This window comes from Lysinibacillus sp. KCTC 33748, from assembly GCF_002237755.1.
Lineage (GTDB): Bacteria > Bacillota > Bacilli > Bacillales_A > Planococcaceae > Lysinibacillus.
In genome coordinates, this window is the sequence record NZ_MWSJ01000027.1 from 37258 (window position 1) to 57797 (window position 20540).

The window sequence follows — 20540 nt, forward strand, 5'->3', positions numbered from 1 at the left end:
ACCAACAGAAGTTTATGCGGATTTTTTCATTGTCACTTAAAAGTCTTTTTATACTCTCTTGTTCATCCATGCAAGCGTTTCTTCTAGCCCTACTCTATACGAAGTACTTGGTAAAGCGCCTATTTCCTTTTCAAATTTCTCCCCACTTAAAATGACTGGTTCTTCTGTTAAATACAAGATTTCAACTACTTCTTTCATAGAAGGAGCAAATATTCCAATCAGCCGGATCATGCCTTTAGAAACTGTACGAATACCCTTTTTGTAGCCAGTAATGTCACGTAAAATTTTCACTAGTTCTTCCCCTGCAATTGGGTGAGCAGCTGGCACATTCCAATTTTGATTATAGGTGTCGTCTCGCAAAGCAAGCTCTACCATAGCCTTTGCGCCATCAACTGTATAAAGAAATTCCCTCTTCACTTGCATATTCCCTACAAAATTAGCTTTTTTATCTTGCGCAACACTTTTTAATGTTTCATAGAGTATTGTGTTCTCTGCGTTTGGTCCGTATAAATCAGGAAAATGTACAATTAACGAGGGTGCATTACTGTTTTTCAATTTATTTTCCATCGTTAAGCGAATTTTCCCCTTTTTCGTCTGTGGTTCCTTTCTAGCTTGCTCTATTACAGGGTTTGTCGATTGTCTTCCATATGCATAAATATTATCTACAAATGCAATCTTCGCTCCTCGCCTCTCGGCTATGTTGATCACCATATCTAAGCATCGCAAATGGAGTTTTTTCCAATCCTGATACGGAAAACTAATAGCATGAAAAATAATATCCACACCGTTTGAAGCTCTCATCATGTCCTGTTCATTAAATACATCGCCTGAAATGATTTCGACATTTTTGTGCTGCCGGAAAAGTGCAACTAACTTTTCTTCATTTCTAGCAAATGCCTTTACCTGTATATTTCTACTAACTAGTTCATTTACTAGCGCATAACCCATACCACCAGATGCCCCAATAACTAATGCTTTTTGCAAACTATATTCCCCCTTTAATTAACCACTGGTCAAATAACTGTTAAAAGAAGGCTCTAGATTTTTTTCTAGAGCTACTCTCTAAATGTTAAAGCCTTCATAAGAAATTTTGCATGTACATCCACTGCTTCTTTCGCTTCCTCATAATTTTTAACATAATGACGATAATGTGCAACAAATCCATGAAGAGCAATGAATGTAGAATGAATATCTGAAATCAACAGTTCTGTTGTTGATAAGAAACGTACAGATTGTGCAAATTTTTCATAGCTAAGGTTTGCTGCCTCTTGCGATAGCCCATCAATTTCGCTATCCCTCATGATAAACATTAATTCATACTGACTTTGATTATTTAAACCAAACGCCATAAAGCCTACAAAAACATTCAGCAGTTTAGTGTCATGATCTTCAGGACCGTTCATATTTTCATCTAAAGTATTATTTAGTTCAAAAAAATAATCACTTAATATCGCATAAAATATTTCGGCTTTATTTTTAAAATGATAATAAATAGCCCCATGACTACAACCAAGCTCTTTAGCAATACTACGCATTGATATTTGCTGAAAATCCTTCGTAATAAATTGCTTATGAGCCTCGTTTACAATCATTTCTTTCGTCAAATCTTTTGTTGATGGCTTACGTGGCGACATAGTACCCTCCTTATTGACCAGTGGTTAACAATAAGTATAAAAGCACTTTCATCTTTTGGCAATAGCTACACAAAAATATAGTAACTCAAAAAACAACCCCGTACTACTTAAGAGTAGGGGGCTGTTTCTAACGATATTAAATAAGGCCCTTCACAACTTTTGAAATAACAGCGCCTTCAGCTTGACCAGTTAATAAAGGTTTTGCAATTTTCATCGCTTCACCCATGTTCATTCCTTTTACAACGCCAGCTGCCACAAGCTTTTCTGCAATTTCTTCTTCAGTTAATTGCTTTGGTAAAAATGATTTTAACAGAACTAATTTTGCTTCTTCTTTTTCAATTAAGTCAGCTCGACCTGCATTTTGAGCGCCCTCAAGAGCCTGATTTGTTTGCTTTACTTCACGATTTATAATAGCCATTTCCTCTTCAGGCGATAAAGCTACTCCCTTTTCTTTTTCAGCTAAATCTAGAGCAGATTTCAAAAGCGTTAATACGCCTTTTGCTAATACATCCTTTTCTTTCATTGCCTTTTTTAATTGTTCAAATACCTCTGTTTTTAACAATCTTTTTCACTCCTTTGTGACATTTATTATACCATAAAAAAATACCGTAACCTTAAGGGATACGGTAGCATGTGTCACAGAATTATGCCGAGGCATAACTGATATTATTTTACTTGTTTAAGCATAGATACTTCAGCTTTTGTCGTTATTAAATCCGATGATAAAATATCAAATTTTGCATCTACAAGATCAATTTTTCGACTTAAATTTTGTTCAACTTTGTCTAATCTTTTTTCCAACACTTCGTTTTTTTCTTCTAATCTCTTCTCAACTGCATCGAGTTTTTCTTCTAATCTCTTCTCAACTGCATCGAGTTTTTCTTCTAATCTCTTCTCAACTGCTTCGATTTGTTGTTGAAGGTCCGATTTTATGTCTTGCATTTGCTTTGAAAGCTCTAAAATTGCTTGAAGAATCGTATGTTGGTTGACTTCTTGTTCCATTTTTGAGTTCCTCCGCTCTTTTATGTTTATTACATTATCTATTAATTTCTCGTATTAATCACAATAAAAATAGGTAGAGTTACATAAGCAACTCTACCTGTCATTCTATCTACGATTTATCTAAAAGTCAAAGTATTAAGAGATGGAAATTGTCAAGTATTCATCCGTTAATTTCACTTGATATAATCGCATCGCTTTATATTCCTGTATATATCAACAGGTACTTACAATCACTTCTCAAATTGCCATGGCAAGAAGTATTTTACTCTACTTAAACTGACTACATTAGCAATATTTAGTGATTTATTAATCTCTGCCATTTACCCAATAAACAAAACCAATAACAGCTCCACCAATAATATTCCCTAGTGTTACAGGCAATAAATTTGAAATGGCTCCACCAAACGATACTAGTTCACCATGAGGTATGAAAAGAGCAAGAGAAAACAATGTCATATTTGCTATACAGTGCTCAAATCCTATTGTGACAAAAGGGAAAATACAGCAGAAAATCATCGCTAATTTTCCTGCCTCTGTTTTCAATTTATACGTACACCATACGGCCAAGCATACAAGTAAATTACATAAAATACCTCGCAATAAAAGCTCAACGAAACTAGCATTCATCTTAGCTGTAGCAAGCTTTTCAATGTAAGCTGCTGTGTCTCCAACTGCTAACCCCGAGTAAAAAAATAATGCGGCTGCTAAAAGAGAACCAAAGAAATTTCCTATGTAACTAAACGACCAAATGCCCAACATCTCTAATGGCGATGATTTTTTTGATAGTGTACTAACCGTTAAAACTAGATTATCACCAGTAAATAAATTTGCCCCAGCCATCATAACCATACTAAGCGCCACACCAAATGCTAATCCTTGTAAGATTTTCATACTTGGTACCTCAGTCGGACTTAATAAGCCGCCAATAGTAGTGATGAGCAAAATTCCAAATCCGATAAAAAGTCCGCCAAAAATAGCTAATAATAAATAATTAGCAGACTTATGCTTCATCATGTTAATTTTTGTTTCAGCAGTTATACAAACTGAAGAAATTGTTTCTTTCATACTTTCATCTCCCAAATAACATCAAGCTAACTTAATAGCTCTTTTTTACCGTTGATCTCAAGTAGTCACCTAGTTACCACTCAAACCAACTTTTATACAAGGCTACATTTTAACAAATATTATTCCAAAATATCGTTAATTAGCAAATTTAAAGTAAATCCCTCCAAACAAACATATATTTATGCACTTTAAAGATTACTTTAAACCTACTATTAGTTCATTTGGATTAAAAAAATTTAATTAATCAAAAATAATGAAGGAATTTCTTTCTGATAAGACGTCAATTTGTGTTACACTCGACTCACTTTCGCATAGCCCCAGGAAAAATTAATGTGTAGATATGATTCATCATTTTTTTCTATCATTAGATTCAATCTTTCTATCAGGCACTTTATTGCTTCAATGGATTTATCATGATACAATTCCATTAATTCCTATTAAACAAGTAAGATAAGTAGGTTAAATTAAAGGGGTTGATTGTGATGGGTCAAATTGTAACGAATAAGATCAAACAATCTATTACAGAATTAATCGGTCATACACCACTATTAGCATTAAATCAGTATATAAAAGAGCAACAGCTAGAAGCCGAAATTATCGTAAAACTAGAGTATTTTAATCCTGCTAATAGTGTGAAGGACCGTGTTGCTAAAGCGTTGATTGAGGATGCTGAAGCTCGTGGTGTATTAACAAAAGATAAAACAATAATCGAAACAACAAGTGGCAATACTGGTATTGGTCTAGCAGCAATTGCAGCAGCAAAAGGCTATAAGCTTCGAATTTACATGCAGGATGGTGTTAGTGAAGAGCGCACAAAGGCTGTAAAGGCATACGGAGCGGAGGTTGTCCCTTTTTCAGATGTTCCAGAAATGGTAGCTGCTTTTGAGGAAACAGAGGGTGACTTTGTTGAAACGAATAAAGTATTTCGAGAAACGGTCGTTGAACAAGAAGAAAATGTTGTGTTTTTAAATCAGTTAAATAATGATGCCAACCCAAATGTTCATAGGTTAACTACTGGTCCTGAAATTTGGGAGGATACGGACGGACAAATTGATATCTTTGTGGCAGCAATCGGCACAGGGGGTACGATAAGTGGTGCTGGAGCATACTTAAAATCTAAAAATCCAGTTATTCAGATCATTGGTGTAGAGCCTGCTGTTAATTCCATTGCTACCGTTCATAATCCAGATATCATTGAAATCACAGGTGTTCACCGCTTCTCCGATGCTGACGAGGTCCGTGTACCATCGAATGTTCATTTAGATATAATTGATGAAGTACTTGAGGTAGAAACTACACAAGCTTATGAGGCTGCACGCGCAGTTGCGAAATCAGATGGTATATTAGTAGGTACTTCATCAGGTGCTGCTATATTTGCCGCCACAGCTCTTGCAAAACGTGCAGAGAACAAAGGAAAACGAATTGTCGTTATCCTACCTGATACTGGTCTACGATATTTATCAACTGATTTATTTTAGAATCACAGTAAGCTTAGATTTTTTTGGCAAATCATACTTATAAGGAAAGATGCTGGGACAAAAGTGTTTCAGCTAACAAAAATACCGAACTAGCTCAATGAAACGCTCATGAAGTGTTTCGGGATAGTTCGGTCTTTCTATTTATTTATAACTTGTTAAAAAAATCTTTCCTTTAGTAGTTTTAGATGATTCAACAGCCGTTATCGCCTTATTAATGTCTAACAAATCATAATGAGAATCCACCGTCATCATTTTTAACTTTCCACTATTAACTAGATGGATTAAATGCTGAAATGTACGTTGCCATCTTCCCACCGATACTTGCCTATTCCAATGACGTAAATGGAACATATTTACATTTATATTTGCCTCTTTAACGATTCTCTGCCAATTCACTTGCACACCTGATAAAAGACCAATGGCTAAAAAGTCCCCTCCAGATTTCAGACAAAAAGCAAGGTCATTGCCAGCTGTCCCTCCAATAGAATCAATAGCAGCATTAGCGCCCCGACCATTTGTTAGTTCCATTACTGTCTCATAAAGCGGTGCTTTTGAAGTATCTATTACATAGGAAGCACCAAGCTGAATTAAATCGTCAGTATGTCTATTATTTCTCGTAACCGCGATTAATTGAAAACCTAACAATTTTGCTAGCTGAGCAAATATGTGTCCAATTGCGGACCCGCAAGCATTGACTATTAAAACATCATTTGGCCGCAATTGTAATATGTCTGTACATGTTACCCAAGCTGTCATTGGGTTGATATACATTTGTGCTGCAGTAAAATCATCTATAGTATCTGGAATGGGTACTGCGAATTCTACGCTTGTTTTTACAATTTCCTGCCAAGTTCCTTCCCCTCGCAAAGGTAATACACGCTTTCCGATAAGATTCTGAGAAACACACGGGCCTACATCCTCTACAATACCTACCCCTTCATAGCCAGGAATATTTGGCAAAGAAATTCGATGGGCATAACTCCCCCATATTGGGATTAAATCAGAAGGGTTAATAGGGCGTGCCAGCATTCGAACAAGAATTTCTTGTTCTTGAGGAGGTTGAATCATTTTATTTTCAAACTTCAAAACTTCCCGAGGGCTTCCAAATTCATATAATTTAATGCTTTTTGCTTTCAAAAAATTAACTCCTTTATATAGCAGTTTTGTGACTACTCCAAAATAAACCTTCCGAGGAGCTTTCTCATCCTCACCGAGCGTTCCAGCCTGTTGTTGGGTGTAATCCTATATATTCCTCTATTGTTGGATTTGCTTCACTTAAGGAGACTGGTAGTAAAACATCTCCTTTGTACTTGTGAGCTTTACTATTCTTTCTACCATCTGGTGCGTTTTTTTGTAGCACAATTCGTTCTCCGGCAATATCGATCGTTGCTGTTGCAAATACCACAAAGAAAAATTGTTGTGCATGATGGTGATAATGATTTACCTCAACTGTTTTAGCAGCCATAAGCTCATAAATAATACTGAGATCATTATTTCACTAAATGCCATCCATCCTGTTGATCTCCCTATATTTAATGTTCTGTATACTGTTTGCTAATTTTCAAAGCTGATCTACCTGAATTCTTAATTCTTATGGATATTTACCTGATAATTCTATAAAATATAAATAAGGGTAATAACTTTTAAAAATCCTAAGCTGTAAGGAGTGAGAACGTTGAATATCCAAAAACAATTGTTGGGCACTGTTCTCGGATATATGCTTGCTATCGTAATTGCATACATCTTTTTCGATTATTTTTCTTGGTCGTTTACTCTAGGTTCTTTTATAGGTATTTGTTTATTTGCTCTAATTTTAATGTTCATCAAAAGGGGATAAATTCCCTACTCATAATGTAATTAAATACTTTTTCGAATTTGTTTGCGCTCATAATTTTATATGAAATAAACTGACCATTGTAAAATAGTCCAAAGGTTGTTCATATGATAGGTGCATTCTGTGCTTCATCTTTCGCCATTAGTTGATATGTATGAAAAGGAATGCCCCTTTTCTCTTCTATATTTTTCAAATCATCTATAATACCAACTGCAAACGGGCATTGGGCCAGCATAAATTTGAATATAATTCACTTTACCACCCGCTTCTTTACCTACAAAATTAATCCTGCTATTGTATAGTTCATCACCAAACTTATAACGTGACACACATTTTAACGAATGCCATCCCAAACTTTTATGATAACCCAATTTTATTATATCGAAGGTAGATAACGGATAGTAATTTCTTTTCTTTATTACTATTATCTAAAATTTACCGCAAATGTGAACAATCGAAAACGGAACATTATTAGAATGAGAATAGCCACCATATAATTTGGAAGCGAAATTTAACATTATAAAAGAGGAGGAAAAATGTATGCAATATAAAATCTTACAGGAGCAAAATGAACATAAAAAATCTTTAATTAATAAAAAGCTTTACGAATACAATTTAAAACACTTTCCAAAAGATTTAAGAGGCCGATATCAAGCAATCAACCTCTTCCTTACAGATGAAAATGACCAAGTCCGTGGTGGCATATTGGGGGAAATTTGTTGGAATTGGTTAGAGATACATACACTTATGATCGATGAGGAAATTCGCGGATTAGGTTATGGCTCTAAATTATTAGTAGAAATCGAACAAATAGCTTTGAATAACAACTGTGATTTCATAAAGGTCGATACTTTAAGTTTTCAGGCTTTAGATTTTTATGAAAATCACGGATATCAAGTTTACGGTACATTGGACAATGTTGGACGGGATTATAAGCACTACTATTTAAAAAAGGATCTTTCATAAAAATCTCCTAAAGGAACTTTCTATCGAACTAAAATAATAAATAATCCTCTATATCATAAAGTATCAAAAAGTTGTAGTTGTAATCATTTAGTCTTCATTATGTTTTACAATTACAACTTATTTAATGAATATATATCGTGAGTTTTATTAAAAACAAACGATTCCTTTTCCTTCATTAAGCCATTTTTTTCAGCCACACGAATAGAAGCTCCATTTTTTGGATCAATAATACTTATTAATCTTTCTTGTCCCAAATGTGCAAATCCAAATTCCACACAACCTTTAGCTGCTTCAGTTGCATATCCTTTAGACCAATATTTTTTATGAATATGGTAACCCACTTCAACTTCATTTTTTCCATCAACGATTTGTTTAACAAGGCCGCAATCTCCAATTAATTCTTTTGATTCTTTTAAACAGACAGCCCATAAACCATAACCATCTTCTCGATATCTTTGTTTATTTTTCTCAATCCAATTTTTAGTTTGTTCTAAGTTAAATGAGGATGGATAATATTTCATTGTTTCAGCATCTGAAAAAATTGTGTAAAGGACAGAAATATCCTCATCATTAAATTCTCGTAATTCTAGCCTTTCTGTTTCTATAATTATCAAAATAATTTCCTCCTTAAATCGTTTTCTCTTATTCTAAGTTTATAACAATCCATAACAGACTTGTGCAAATTTGTGGACTTAATTTATTTTCAAGGTTTATGTAAGAATTAGGTCTCTTAGGAATATATTTAAGGTAAATAAAACGATGCTCTCTTAACTACTTTCAAGTGATGGCTCATTAACCATTAAACTGATGGAGGGACAGTACATGCACCTACAAAGTAAATCGTCTTGGTTACTTATATTATTAACTCTAGTAGCGGTTATTTCAGTCTATTCTTTGATAGATTCACCAAAACAATCAAAAGAGGAGATTACATTTAAAAAAAATGCAGATCAAAAAGAAACTTTACAGAATGTGACAAAAGAAGTTTCCTCTCCAAGCTCTTTATTTGAAGAAACGCGCCTACAAGTTAGTAATGAACGAAATCAACTTCGCCAAAAATTAACTCAAAAAATTACATCAGATGGGTATTTTGCTGAAGAAAAAAACAAGGCAGCTATTGAAATTGATACTCTCAATAAAGAAGAATCCACAGAAACAATGCTTGAGATGCAAATTAAGTCACTAGGCTATCCCGATGCTTTAGTAAGAATAGAAGGCAAAAAAGTTTCTGTAACAGTGATGGCAAAGGAACTATCTAAATATTCCGTAAACGAAATTATCTATCTGGTAATAAAAGAATGCGAGGATGCTAATGTGCAAGTTAAATTTGGCGCTAATAATTATTAAAGACTAGAGAAAAATGGTATTCAATATATAAACAAACGTTACTTACGACATGTAGAGATTTTTTTGATAGCATGCCCCCTTCTCCCAATAGAAACAACAACATTAAGTCGCTCAAAATGAGAGGCTTTTTTCATCGTTTAAAAATAAAGAAATAATTATAAAGTTTATAGCCCTTCTCACTTCCCTTCTTCAACATATCATAGCGATGAAAGGAGGGAAATTTGTGTGCAAAAATAATTGTAATCGTTCATCAGCAAGTAAAGATTGTAATAACTTAGGACCATTTGTGGCCACAGATATCAATTGTATCAATTCAAAAATTGGGAATGGCGGAGAAAATCAAGGTGGTTCAATAATTCCCTTCTCCTCTGGACGACAAACAGTCGTTGAAAATATACTTGGCAATAGACTTGCTAGTCTCATAGGGTTTGGTTCGGCTGTAGACCTTGTACCTCTTGCAAATAATACGATTAATTTAACCGGACTTTTAAGTGAAGCCTTCACCGTCCCACGTGACGGGAATATAACTGCTATTTCAGCCTCATATAATGCACTTGCTGGGCAGGTAGAATCAGGATCTGTGACAATCCGTGCTCAAATTTTTCTTGCACCTGTAGGAAGTAATACTTTTACTGGTACAAGTGCTAGCGTTGATTTAGTTCCATCTATTACAGAACCTATACCCGTAGGCCTTTTAGTATTTGCATCGGCTACTATCTCACCCGTACCAGTAACTGCAGGTGATCGTTTATTAATGGTACTTTATATTTCATCGGTACCAGGAGAAACTGCCGTTGACATTATTCTTGGTAATGCGAGTGCAGGAATTAATATTGTATAAAAACAACACCCCTTTCCTCTAGCCAGTAATTGAACGGTACAGGGCTCTCTCTATGCGCTTCGTCCTCCACAGATGATATTTCAATTGTCTAATTAATTACTCGTTTTAAGCTTTTCCATAAGCCCCTGCAAATACAGCTCTTAATGTACTAGCAATCGTTAGTATACCTTCTTTTTATCCATAGTAATTTTGACTATGACTACTTAGGAACAATAAATATCCTACTTATTGTCTTGCTTTTTGCCTTACTTACGTTATATGTACAGGGTTACTTCTTAAATAGTAGCTAAAGAACAACCGAAATTATTTTTAAAAAGTATGATACTAGAGAAAAAGATGAACTTACATTGCTCCGTAACAAGTTTAGACCGTATGATGAATAAACACAAAAAGACCAGGTACTCATATGTTATGAGCGCCTGGTCAGCAGTTGTTTATTGGATATAGTCTTTACTATCACTATCAATAGTCTTAATAGATTTTGCTAGCGTGATTTAAATTTGTTTTTCGAACCTTTTAAGAGCGTCAGACATTCTGTTAATAATCTCTTCAACCTGTTGGCTTGTAATAATAAGCGGTGGAGCAAGAGCAACCGTATTTGTTCCCTTCCAATCGAAGTAACGCAATTGTAGCCCTAAGTCCATGCATATATCTGTATACAGAGCTGCGGCGTGTACCGACGGATCAAATGCGATGCCGTTTTCAGGATCTTTAACTAGTTCAATACCGGCAAGTAGACCAAGACCTCTTACATTCGTTATATGTTTATGATTACTTTCGAGATACTTAAGTCCTTTTAATAATTGCTCACCGCGAAGTCTACTATTCTCAACAATTTGATCTCTTTCTAATATCTCAAGTGTCTTTAAACCAACCGCGCAAGCCATTGGATGTCCACTGTATGTGAATCCATGGAACATCATTTCATCTGATTGAATAAATGCTTCTCTTACATGCTCTCTCATAATTACGGCACCCAGGTGTGCGTAGCCACTTGAGATTCCTTTTGCAACACATAGAAAGTCCGGAACAATGTTCCAATTATCAACACCAAAGGTCTTTCCAGTTCTTCCAAACCCACAAATCACCTCATCTGCAATAAGCAAAATGTTGTGTTCGTCGCAAAGTTTGCGAACAGCTTGAAGGTATCCGTCAGGAGGGAACCTTACCCCGCCTGCTCCTTGGATTGGCTCCAGAATGACAGCGGCTATGTTGTCGGATCCTTCTGATTCAATTATCCCACGAATCGAACGCGAGTAATTTGGATCACTTTTATCACCAAGCTCTGCATTCAAAACATGCGCTGCAGCTGTAAGGAAGTTCGGAGCATTGGAGTTCGCAAATTTGTTGAATCCCTCGATTCCTGTAGCACTTGTGGCTCCTACTGTAACCCCATGGAATGACTGTTCAAGAGAAATAATTTTTGTTTTCTCTGGCTGACCTTTTACTTTCCAATAAAAACGGGCTAGTTTAAATGCAGTATCATTAGATTCCGAACCTCCCGATGTGAAGAAGCAAACATTCAAATCACCAGGTGCTAATGAGGCCACTTTCTGTGCTAAAAGGATAGCGGGCTCATTGGATTGTCCGCTGAATGAAGAGCTGTAAGAAAGTTTTAACATCTGCTGTTTTGCTACCTCAGCAAGCTCTTCATTTCCATAGCCAAGATTAACATTCCAAAGCATCGAAACCCCATCAATACGCTCTTTCCCCTCTATGTCTTTCAGATAAATTCCTTTACCTTCTGTAAAGATTGTTGAAGGCCCTGATAAATAATGAGCTCTTGGTGGTGTAGTCGGATGCAAATAATGTTTTTTATCAAGCTCTGATAATTCCAATTTGCTTAGGTTATTCCGTTTTGTAACATATTGCATATTTTATTCCTCCTTTAATAGACAAATATAATTAACTTTCCTAACTAGTTGTCCTATCAATAAAGCCTTTGTTAATTCATTTAGCTAATGCTCTGAGTAGGTATAAAAATTGTTATTTTATTTAACTAATATTCTGCCCTTCTATATCTGTTAAGAGTTTCTTGGAGTTTCTTGGATTCTTTTGAATACATGGATCGAATCGCGAAATAACAAACACCAATTCCCATCCAAGTAAATCCAACTATTTTTCCAGCTGTTGAAAGCCCCCACAAAATATAAAGACAAACTGACATCCCAATTAATGGAACAATCAAATGTTTAACGATATTTTTTTGCTTATTTTTTAAATAATAATGATTAATTACACAAATATTCACGAAAGCAAATCCTAATAATCCACCAAATGCAACTAAGTCAGAGACAATTTGCAAATCCAAAGATACTGCACCAATAACTCCGATGATTGACATTAATAAAATATTATTCATCGGTGTTTTATACTTTGGATGGATATAGCTAAAAAATTTTTGAGGGATGACATTGTCACGTCCCATCCCCAAGAGCAGACGACTTGAAGCTGATTGGCTTGCTAAGGCGCTTGCAAATCCAGATGCGATAATCGTAAATGTAATAAAAGTCTGAAGAAACCCGCCCCCTATCGTCTCTAAAACGTTGAAGAAGGCTGTGTCGGGATTATCAATAGTTAAATAATTTCCTACAAGAATCACTGCTAAATAAGTGACGGAAACATAAAATACCGTTTGAATGACACAGGTAAACATAATGGCCAAACCAATTTTATTCCCCGCTACGTTCGTCTCTTCAGCTAAGGTTGTTATAGCATCAAAACCTAGGTAAGCGACAATAACAATAGCTGCCCCGCCAATAACTGCTCCTATTGAAAATGAATCACCATCATAAATTGCCTTATAGCTTATTAAAGATAACTCACCCGTTATAATAAAGTGACTTGCGCTGAAAACGAAGGCGATCACCGCGATAATCATGAAGAGCACTAAAACTGAATTCAACTTAGTTGCTATATCAATTCCAATTATATTTACAATCGTGATTGGGATAGCGAAAATGAGAACCCAACCCCAAACCGGAATACTTGGTACAAGGGCGTTTGCAAAACTTGCACTGATCAAAAAAGTTAGCATGGGTATCAACAGATAATCAAGGAGCATTCCCCATCCAGCTATAAATCCTATTTTAGGGTGTAGCGCTTGATGGGCGTAGGTATAGGTTGAGCCCGCAACTGGGTAAGCTTCAACCATTTTACCGAAACTGTACGCCGTAAATAACATTGCAACAAAACCAAGAACATATGAGAGGACAGAATGGCCCTGAGATACCAAAGTGATAATTCCAAACATTGACATCGCTGCAACTGGTGCCATAAAGCCAAGACCAAAAATAACTAAATCACGCATCTTTAAACTTCTTTTTAGACTTTGCCCATCTGATAAAATTTGAATGTTCTCTACTGATTTTTGTGTTTCTATAATCCCTACCCCCATTGGCGTTATTATAATTTTGTTATTTATACAAAGCGTTATCCTCCATATTCAAACCTTTTCATTCAAGTCAACTCAGGCATGCTTTGTCTAACTGTACATTTCCAGTTCTGGGGTTAATAGACTCAAACGTTCTGCCTAACACAGCCTCAACCCAATCACCATTAATATATTTCGTCATTCATCTGACACTCCCCCTCTTTCGTTTTGTTTATTGCCATTTTTTCCTACGAACTGTAGTAGGAACAATAAGCATTCTTAATATTAATTACAGATTATCAGATGAAGATCATTTAATATTGTAAAAATCGGAACATTCTAAATTTTTACTCATAAATTGTTCCAATATGCTCATGCCAGGCGCACGTAAAAAGCAATTACTTAAATAAGTAATTGCTTTAGCAATACAAACATTATTTAGCTGGTTTTCAGGCAACTTTTTTGCCCAGTTAATTGATAAGGTGTCATGCATCCAAAATTCCGAAACTCATGAATCAAATGGGCTTGGTCATAATAACCATTCTCATAAATAACATCATTTAACGTAAAGTGGGTTGTCCTTAGAAGCATATTTAGTGATGATTGAAATCTTACTATTTGGCTAAATAATTTTGGGGAAATTCCAATATGGTCTTCAAATTGTTTTCTTAAATATCTAGTTGAATATCCTACTTCTTCTGCAAGTTGAGTTATGGTAATATTACCTCTTGTCGCGTATATATTATATAATGCTTGTTTAATTAGTTTTGTTGATTTATCCATCTCAAAAATTTGGTTTTCCAATATTTCATTGAATATATTGACTCTCTCCACAAAACTTTCGTCGGTTACTACCCTTTCTAAAATATTCGTATTTACAGGAAACATTTCATTTAAGGAAATTTCTTTATCTGTAAGGTCTTTTATACCGAATTTTATTTTCTTAATATCTAGACATGGCAGAAAACGCATACCAAAGTATGTACTGTTCGGGAGAAGGTTAATCACTCTACTTTTAGTAACGCTTCCACAAATATTACCGTAATGCTGATCACAATTAATGAGAATATCGATACACCCATCCGGGATAACAGAAATTTGACTACTTACCCCTCCCATTTTAAATTGATAAAACAGAATAGATGGTTGGTTTGGTTTAATTCTAACTTTTTGTTCAATATAGTAATCTGTCTGAAATTCAAAGTCAGGCTGAGACGGCAAGTAACTAATTATTTTCGAATTTAAAGAACTAATCACTTATACCCCCTTTAACACATATTAGTAAGCGCTTACAAATCGATGCTTAATATATCCTCGATTAATCAAGTAACAGCCAAATCAACGGTTTACTACTTTTCTTACAGAAAGTATGTGTAAGTAGTTATTTTGCAATTATTAACGGTTGGTCCTCATCTACGTCTACTCTCTGGCTCTCTATTTACAGATTTCCCGAACGAGAAAGCGCATGCAGGGTTTAGCTCGTTCGGAAAATCTGTAATTTGAATTTCACTGTAATCCTAAAACGGATAATCTAATTCACTCGTCTGTACAGATACCCATTTCGCAACAGTAAACTCCTCTACAATCCATTCATATCCAAAACGTCCAATTCCACTTTGTTTCACTCCACCAAATGGAACATTTCCTTCTAGCACTGCAGGCATATCATTTATATGTGTTGTACCAGATTCGATCTCAAGGGCTAATCTTTCCCCTCTTTCTAAGTCACTAGTCATAATGGAAGAGGATAATCCATATTCCGTGTCATTAGCAAAACGAATGGCCTCTTCATCACTTTCAGCCGGAATAATTTGTGCAACAGGACCGAAGATTTCACAAGATGCAAGACTTGAATCATTTGGTACGTCAACAAATACAAATGGAGAAATAACATTCCCTGTACGGTCACCTTCTACAGCAACTTTTAATCCACTTTCCTTTGCTTTATTAACTAAATCCATAATTTTATCAGCTTGTTTTTCATTTATAACAGGTCCAATAATTGTGTTAGGGTCCTTGGGGTCTCCTACTGTTAATCCCTTTACTTTTTCTACGTATCTAGCAACAAATTCATCATAAATATCTCTATTAACAATAATTCGGTTTGTTATCGCACAGATTTGGCCACTATGCAGAAATTTCCCGAAGATGGCAACTTTCACTGCTTGTTCAACGTCGGCATCTCTTAAAACTACTAAAGGATTATTGCCTCCAAGTTCTAATGCCATTTGCTTTAATGTTCCGCCTGTTACCTTATTAATATGTTTTCCTACTGCAGTCGATCCTGTAAAACTGATAAACGAAGAATTCTTATTTAACAGGAATTCATCTCCTGATTCTTGAAGATCAGTTAAAATTGAATTAAACACTCCAGCTGGAAGTCCTGCTTCTTCGAAAGCCTTTGCAAAAACTTGTCCACCAACTATTCCAACTTGGAGATCTGGTTTATGAACAACACTGTTCCCGAGAGCAATGGCAGGGAAAATTGTTCTTGTTGCCATGTTAAATGGAAAGTTAAAAGGCGTGATGGACGTAATAACACCTAAAGGTAATCGATATACACGATTAACCTTTCCTGGCGTAGTAGATACATAATTTTTGGGTGTGTATATTTCATCAACCATATTAATAGAATCTTTTATGTCACTAACCCCAAAGCCAAACTCAATATGAGCTTTAAGTAGTGTTCCACCTGTTTCTCGTGTAATTAATTCCAAAATATGCTCTTTATTTTTCTCTAAATAGTCTAATGCTTTTGTTAAAACCTCTCTTCTTTGTTCTGGAGTAGATTTAGCCCATTCCTTTTGTGCTGCTTTTGCTTTGTGATAAGCGTCTTTTATTTGCTCTATATTCGCTAATTCTACAGATGTAATAGTTGACTGATCATACGGATCCTTTATTGAATAAATTCTTTTACTCCCCCCCTCTACCCATTGACCTCCAATATAACTTTTGTTTATTTTACTTGCCCATTCAATGCAGTTCACATCTAAAGCCTGATTCTTTATCATTTAAAGTCCCCTTCCTGAAATGAAAATCTAAACTTAACGCGATGTAACCTAAATTGTAAGCGATATCAATTGTTTTTTATTGTAAAAAGCGGAACTACTCTTACAAACTAAATTATTTACCCTAAGCAAAAGTTCTGAGCAAATGGTTTTTATATAACTTCTGTTTTCTTTTTATAGTCCTGTCCACATTGTATTCCCTATTTTTTCCCTTCATTAACAAATTCTCCTGAATGTTGTCTTGATATAATGGCTCATACCCTCTGAAAAATGTCGACTATGAGCCTTTTAATCAATGAAACAACAGTAATGAAGATCTTAGATTAAAAATCTAGAAAACTTCTTTTAGCCAAATTTAAATCTATTACCTTTAACGCAGGTTGACTTTCAGCGCCTTCTTACTTATTAAAACGCTTATGAATATTGTTATACTTGTAAGTACCTTCCTCACTGAATTCAATCAATTCCATAGATAATGCCAGATATCGTCTAGAAAATAAATCAGCAAAATGATCCTTGATTACTTCGAATAGTTCGTCACAAGTTTCTTTCTTATTTTCAGTCGATCTCCCCGCCCCAATTTTTAATATAGCGTGAACAAATGCATCATCTTCCGCTCCATCTGCTACTCGGTAATTTTGAAGTTCTACTGCTCTTGATCGAATTCCTCCAGTCGGAAAAAGATTACTACGGCTAATCAAAATATCATTCACTTTTTTAAGTAAATTCGGAATGTCTGCTTCTTTCTTTATATTATCGGTATACTCAACAAAAAAATGCGGCATGTATTTTCATCCCTTTCACTGACTAAAAATAGCGTTATCACTTTTAGTTCTTAAGAAATGTTTTTCACTAATAATGGTATTTACTAGTCGTCCCACTCCTTCAATTTCAGTAATGACTTCATCTCCTTCCTTTGTATCAGCTAAGCCCTCAGGCGTACCAGTAAGGATAATGTCGTTTTTATTTAATGTCATAAAACTACTTAAATACTCAATTAATTGAGGAATATTAAAAATCATATCTTTCGTTGTGCCTTCCTGCGTAACTTTTCCATTTACATAAGTACGCAATGTAAGATTCATAGGATCTTCAATATCTTGTACATCGACTAGCCATGGACCAATTGGTGTACAAGTATCTCTATTCTTTACTTTTAAGTTCGGACGATAATAGTTTTCTAAATAATCACGGATGGCATAGTCATTTGCAACGGTATATCCTGCTACATAATCATATGCATCTTCTCGTTTAATGTTAGTCCCGGAACGCCCAATGACAACTGCAAGTTCACATTCGTAATGCATATTGGTAGCTTCATCCGGTCGGTAAGTCTGACCTCGATGACCGATAAAAGTATTAGGACCTTTTAGAAAAACTAAAGGTTCAGTTGGTGCTTGAAAAGCAAGTTCCTTTGCATGATCTGCATAATTTAGTCCTAAAGCAAAAACAGTTCTAGGTTGGACAGGCGGTAGCCAGACCACTTCCTCCTCAGAAACAATTTGTCCATTATCTAGTTTAAGATGACCGTCATCTGTTTCAATTGCGTGATGAACGACATCCTGAAATACTACACGTGCATGTTTCATAATAATCGCGCTCCTTTTAAAACAATGAGATTCTCATTCAACTGTATTTTCCAAATAACCGATTCCATCGATTTCAATTCGTACTCGATCTCCCTTTTTAACAAACGGAGGATTTTCAGGTACCCCAATCAGTAAAACATCTCCCTCATACAGTGTCATAAATTCAGAAATTTCAGAAATCAACCGCGATACAGGACGAATTAAATTAGCCGTTGTATTCTTTTGTTTTAATTCATCGTTAACGAATACAGTAATTGTCAAATTATTAGGGTCAACGATTGCATCGCGTTCAATAATCCATGGACCTACAGGGCAAAAGTTATCTCTTGCTTTTTGCTTAATAGCTGGTCGATAAAAACTCTCATGTGGAATACTCACATCATTTACAATGGTGTATCCTAATACATGATTTAAAGCTTTTTCTTCAGTTACACGAGTAGCATCTTTTCCAATGACAATGCCTAATGAGGCACCTACTTGCAGATGAGATGTATCCTCGGGTAATGGAATTGATGATTTAAATCCAGTAATGGTGTTCACAGGTTTTATATATAAGACAGGCGCTTTGGGAGGCTGTTTATAAGGCTCTTTCGTTAACGATGAACCTAATGCTTTAAGCTCGCCACTATAATTTAATAAAGCCCCATATACTGTACCTGAAATCGGCGCCTCTAAAGAGGACTGCTCTACTGTTAAATTTCTATCACCGAGAATAATTGTATTGCTTTGAGGATCTACTTCCACTTCTTTTGTGTGGAGGGTTTCACTAAATTTAATAATTGCCTTACTCATAACTATTCACTCCTCTCATAAACTCGTAAATTCTTCTGATGATTACTTAAACACTAATGATTAACTACACCTTTAACATCATTACCTATATTTGACTTAACGATAATTTCCGAAAAATTATCCTCTACATTTTTTGACTTGCGGGCCCCTATTAATGTACCAATATAGCAGCCTAAGAAACCTAGCGGTATAGAAAGAATTCCTGGTGATGCAAGAGGGAAAATAGGATTACCAGTAAATAAAGCTACACCTGGTTCTGGATTCCAAACATTTGGACTCAACATAACTAGACCAATCGTGCTAATTAATCCTATAAGCATCCCAAATATTGCTCCAGTTTTGTTGAATTTTCTCCAAAAAATAGTTAATAAAATAACTGGTAAATTCGAACTCGCTGCTAATGTTAGAGCGATTGATGCTACAAAGGCAACATTGAAATTTTGAAGAAATAATGATAAGGAAATGGCGATAGCAGTGATGAGAATCGATGCAAGACGTACCATAAACATTTGCTGTTTTTCGGTTGCCTTCCCGTCTTTTAAAATTTCGTTATAAAAGTCATGGGAAAATGCTGTTGCTCCCGTAACCACAATTCCAGCGACAACTGCGAGAATCGTAGCAAAAGAAACCGCAGAAATGAAAGCAAACATAAAATCTCCGCCAATATACCTTGCTAATAACGGCGCTGCCATATTCCCTGCTGGGTTAGCCTCTATAATATTCGAAGTTCCAACTAGCTTTGCTGCTCCAAACCCAAGGAAAACGACCATAATATGGAATAGCCCCATGATCCACATAAGCCAAACAACTGACTTTCTGGCAACCTGAGCATTAGGTACAGTTAAAAAGCGAACTAATACATGGGGTAGACCCGCTGTCCCAAGAATGAGCCCAAGAGTTAAAGAAGCTGCATCCCAACCATTTTTATATTTTAAACCAGGATTTAAGAAATCAATTCCAAAAGGAGTGGCTGTTTTCATATCAGTAAAAATGCCAATAAAATTAAAATTAAATTTCCACATAACCATTACAAACATAATAAAGGTTCCACCTACTAAAAGAACGGCTTTAATAATTTGAACCCAGCTTGTTGCGGTCATTCCTCCAAACAAAACAAAAGCTAACATAGCAACACCAACAATAAGGACTGAAGTATTATACGGAATGCCTAATAATAATTTGAATAAAGCTCCTGCAGCAACAAGCTGTGCAAGCATATAAAAAACTGAGATGATTATTGTATTGAAGGCTGTTACACCTCGTACTTGTTTAAACTTAAATCGAGCAGTAATCATATCACCTAACGTATATTTCCCAAGATTCCTTAATGGTTCTGCAACTAAAAATAAAATGACAAGAAAAGAAACTAGGGCACCGTACATAAGGAAAAATCCGTCATATCCCGTTAAAGAAAAGGCTCCAATTAACCCCAAAAAGGTAGATGCAGACATAAAGTCTCCAGCTAAAGCAAGCCCATTTTGTCTAGCAGTCAGACCACCTCCAGCTGTATAGAATGAACCCGCCGTTTTTGTTTTTTTGGAAGCATAGTACGTAATGAAAAGTACCCCTATTGACATAAGTACAAAAAGAAGTATTATATCCCATCCCATA

20 protein-coding genes and 1 pseudogene are annotated in these 20540 nt (G+C 35.4%); 4 read left to right on the forward strand and 17 right to left on the reverse strand.

What is annotated here, in order from left to right; genetic code table 11:
• Nucleotides 1–48 precede the first annotated feature (48 nt).
• The 5 genes from B1B04_RS22075 to B1B04_RS22095 form a co-directional block, all read right to left on the reverse strand.
• On the reverse strand, nt 49–984 hold the full coding sequence (locus B1B04_RS22075) for an SDR family NAD(P)-dependent oxidoreductase (RefSeq protein WP_079563501.1): 936 nt from the start codon (nt 982–984) through the stop codon (nt 49–51).
• A 71-nt stretch (nt 985–1055) separates the two neighbouring features.
• Nucleotides 1056–1634: a TetR/AcrR family transcriptional regulator gene (locus B1B04_RS22080; protein WP_079563502.1), complete on the reverse strand. Its 579-nt coding sequence runs from the start codon at nt 1632–1634 to the stop codon at nt 1056–1058.
• Between the two features lie 136 nt (nt 1635–1770).
• A complete protein-coding gene (locus B1B04_RS22085) occupies nt 1771–2196 on the reverse strand; it encodes a GatB/YqeY domain-containing protein (protein WP_079563503.1) in 426 nt (141 codons plus the stop codon).
• Nucleotides 2197–2300: 104 nt separating this feature from the next.
• A complete protein-coding gene (locus tag B1B04_RS22090; RefSeq protein ID WP_079563504.1) occupies nt 2301–2636 on the reverse strand; it encodes a hypothetical protein in 336 nt (111 codons plus the stop codon).
• Nucleotides 2637–2942: 306 nt separating this feature from the next.
• Nucleotides 2943–3701, reverse strand: a complete 759-nt coding sequence (locus B1B04_RS22095; RefSeq protein WP_079563505.1) for a formate/nitrite transporter family protein — start codon at nt 3699–3701, stop codon at nt 2943–2945.
• A 482-nt stretch (nt 3702–4183) separates the two neighbouring features.
• Between B1B04_RS22095 and B1B04_RS22100 the strand changes: the two genes are divergently transcribed.
• Nucleotides 4184–5179 carry a PLP-dependent cysteine synthase family protein gene (locus B1B04_RS22100; protein WP_079563506.1) on the forward strand — a complete coding sequence of 332 codons (996 nt, stop codon included), beginning with the start codon at nt 4184–4186 and terminating at the stop codon, nt 5177–5179.
• A gap of 141 nt (nt 5180–5320) precedes the next feature.
• Here the strand turns inward: B1B04_RS22100 and B1B04_RS22105 are convergent, their stop codons facing one another.
• The 3 genes and pseudogenes from B1B04_RS22105 to B1B04_RS26605 all read right to left on the reverse strand — a co-directional run.
• Nucleotides 5321–6316 (reverse strand): zinc-dependent alcohol dehydrogenase family protein, encoded by a 996-nt coding sequence (locus B1B04_RS22105; RefSeq protein WP_079563507.1) that lies wholly within the window; start codon nt 6314–6316, stop codon nt 5321–5323.
• 70 nt (nt 6317–6386) lie between these two features.
• A complete protein-coding gene (locus B1B04_RS22110; protein WP_079563508.1) occupies nt 6387–6644 on the reverse strand; it encodes a hypothetical protein in 258 nt (85 codons plus the stop codon).
• Nucleotides 6645–7002: 358 nt separating this feature from the next.
• A pseudogene (locus B1B04_RS26605) lies at nt 7003–7107 on the reverse strand (YoaP domain-containing protein); the annotation flags it as partial.
• Nucleotides 7108–7553: 446 nt separating this feature from the next.
• Between B1B04_RS26605 and B1B04_RS22115 the strand changes: the two are divergent.
• Nucleotides 7554–7979, forward strand: a complete 426-nt coding sequence (locus B1B04_RS22115) for a GNAT family N-acetyltransferase (RefSeq protein ID WP_079563509.1) — start codon at nt 7554–7556, stop codon at nt 7977–7979.
• Between the two features lie 110 nt (nt 7980–8089).
• Here the strand turns inward: B1B04_RS22115 and B1B04_RS22120 are convergent, their stop codons facing one another.
• Nucleotides 8090–8593: a GNAT family N-acetyltransferase gene (locus B1B04_RS22120; RefSeq protein ID WP_079563510.1), complete on the reverse strand. Its 504-nt coding sequence runs from the start codon at nt 8591–8593 to the stop codon at nt 8090–8092.
• Between the two features lie 208 nt (nt 8594–8801).
• On the opposite strand from B1B04_RS22120, the gene B1B04_RS22125 reads away from it, so the two are divergent.
• Both B1B04_RS22125 and B1B04_RS22130 read left to right on the forward strand, forming a co-directional pair.
• Entirely contained in the window at nt 8802–9326 is a 525-nt protein-coding gene (locus tag B1B04_RS22125) for a SpoIIIAH-like family protein (RefSeq protein ID WP_079563511.1), read from the forward strand.
• A 223-nt stretch (nt 9327–9549) separates the two neighbouring features.
• Complete coding sequence (locus B1B04_RS22130) at nt 9550–10167, forward strand: exosporium glycoprotein BclB-related protein (protein WP_240518372.1); 618 nt, start codon at nt 9550–9552, stop codon at nt 10165–10167.
• Nucleotides 10168–10661: 494 nt separating this feature from the next.
• On the opposite strand, the gene B1B04_RS22135 is transcribed toward B1B04_RS22130, so the two are convergent.
• The 8 genes from B1B04_RS22135 to B1B04_RS22170 form a co-directional block, all read right to left on the reverse strand.
• Nucleotides 10662–12041 (reverse strand): aminotransferase family protein, encoded by a 1380-nt coding sequence (locus B1B04_RS22135; protein WP_079563513.1) that lies wholly within the window; start codon nt 12039–12041, stop codon nt 10662–10664.
• 125 nt (nt 12042–12166) lie between these two features.
• On the reverse strand, nt 12167–13564 hold the full coding sequence (locus B1B04_RS22140) for an APC family permease (protein WP_079563514.1): 1398 nt from the start codon (nt 13562–13564) through the stop codon (nt 12167–12169).
• 414 nt (nt 13565–13978) lie between these two features.
• Nucleotides 13979–14797 (reverse strand): helix-turn-helix transcriptional regulator, encoded by an 819-nt coding sequence (locus B1B04_RS22145; RefSeq protein WP_079563515.1) that lies wholly within the window; start codon nt 14795–14797, stop codon nt 13979–13981.
• A gap of 260 nt (nt 14798–15057) precedes the next feature.
• On the reverse strand, nt 15058–16551 hold the full coding sequence (locus B1B04_RS22150) for an aldehyde dehydrogenase family protein (protein ID WP_094075121.1): 1494 nt from the start codon (nt 16549–16551) through the stop codon (nt 15058–15060).
• Nucleotides 16552–16946: 395 nt separating this feature from the next.
• Complete coding sequence (locus B1B04_RS22155) at nt 16947–17333, reverse strand: 5-carboxymethyl-2-hydroxymuconate Delta-isomerase (RefSeq protein ID WP_079563516.1); 387 nt, start codon at nt 17331–17333, stop codon at nt 16947–16949.
• 15 nt (nt 17334–17348) lie between these two features.
• Nucleotides 17349–18137 carry a fumarylacetoacetate hydrolase family protein gene (locus B1B04_RS22160; protein ID WP_079563517.1) on the reverse strand — a complete coding sequence of 263 codons (789 nt, stop codon included), beginning with the start codon at nt 18135–18137 and terminating at the stop codon, nt 17349–17351.
• A gap of 33 nt (nt 18138–18170) precedes the next feature.
• Nucleotides 18171–18929: a fumarylacetoacetate hydrolase family protein gene (locus B1B04_RS22165; protein ID WP_079563518.1), complete on the reverse strand. Its 759-nt coding sequence runs from the start codon at nt 18927–18929 to the stop codon at nt 18171–18173.
• A gap of 53 nt (nt 18930–18982) precedes the next feature.
• Complete coding sequence (locus B1B04_RS22170; protein ID WP_079563519.1) at nt 18983–20539, reverse strand: solute symporter family protein; 1557 nt, start codon at nt 20537–20539, stop codon at nt 18983–18985.
• Nucleotide 20540: the final 1 nt, after the last annotated feature.